2 protein-coding genes are annotated in these 1,186 nt (G+C 58.9%); both read right to left on the bottom strand.

The annotated features are described in order from the left end of the window. A partial coding sequence (locus AB5Y85_RS05205) for a lambda-exonuclease family protein (protein ID WP_368221240.1) occupies positions 1 to 363 on the bottom strand: 363 nt, incomplete at its 3' end. A gap of 94 nt (positions 364 to 457) precedes the next feature. Next, the coding region (locus AB5Y85_RS05200) for a DUF932 domain-containing protein (protein WP_368221239.1) at positions 458 to 1,186 on the bottom strand (729 nt) is incomplete at its 5' end.

The raw sequence follows: 1,186 nt of genomic DNA, 5'->3' as shown, positions 1-1,186 counted from the left end.
ATCGGGATGGCCGACTACCTCCCGATCGAGGTTGGCGAGCATGAAGGGGTGCTCGGGGTGTTGCAGTACCGCATTAACCCGGCGCACCTTGTAGCCGGTGCGTTTGGCGTAGACCTGCGCCAAGACCGGCTCTAGCTCAATGCCCCACAGCACCGCTTCCTTATGGGAGATATCCTCCGGTTCCTTGCGGCCAGTCTTCTCCAACCACAGGCTGAGCGGGCATTTGTAGGGGGATAGCCCCACTGCCACGGCGGCATCGGAGGAGCCAATGCCAAGCTTGCGGATAGCGAGCCATTGCTCGCGGGTTAACTGGGTAGTAGAGGCCAGCCGCAGGGCTTGGCCATATTTGGCTTTTGCTTTCATGACGAGTCCTTGTTGACGGCATAAATGGCGACGCCCGGATTGGCTTGTGCCAGTCCGGGTGAGGTCGTTATGCGGTTTGAATGGAGAAGCGGAATTACTGCAGTAGAGTGAGTGCCTGATTCAAGGCTTGGGATTTGAGTTGGGCACCCTGACCGAACCAAGCGGAATCAAGCCGGTGATCTTGGCTGCGGGCACGGCGGTGGTGATCCACGTATTCCGTTACCGCATTGACCAGCCCCCAGGCGGTATTGCGGGAACTGGCAAGCTCTGAGCCCATGCCTGCGCCCATATACAGCTCATGCAGCCGTTGTACCGGCTTGGTGAGGATGATGTTCTCCTCATCGAGCGGTTGCGCCAGCAAGTCGCTGAAAAAGCGCAGCGCCTCTTCGGGGGCGACGGGCCGTTGTGCCAATTCCTTAGTCTGGACTTTGAACTCATCCCAATGGGAGAGCCCCAGTCCGAGCGACTCTTTGACGGTCGCCGCATCGAACTGAGTGGAGTGGGGTACCTTGATGGCGCCGGTAGCGCCACGCAGTGCCATCTGCAGGGTGTTATTGCAGACCACCCGCAGCGAGGTGAACTGCGCCGTGGTGCAGAGCGTGCCGTCGCAGCTGGTTGCCAGCAGCAGATAGGATTTTACCAAGTCATTACCTTTGAGTTTTAGATCCTGGCCGGTCTTAGCCAGTGCCCACAGTTTGCGGCCACCTTTGAGCGAGCCTGCGGTTTCTAGCTCAAAGCCACCGGCTTCCACTAGGTCTTGATAGAAGTGCAGCACCTCGTGAGGCTGTACCACGTTGTAGCGGCTTGAGACCACCGACAGAGG

The sequence above is a fragment of the Aeromonas sp. R3-1 genome (assembly GCF_040908345.1).
GTDB lineage: Bacteria > Pseudomonadota > Gammaproteobacteria > Enterobacterales > Aeromonadaceae > Aeromonas > Aeromonas veronii.
Note: the sequence above shows the minus strand (reverse complement) of the source record. Positions and strands in the feature narration are given on the sequence as shown.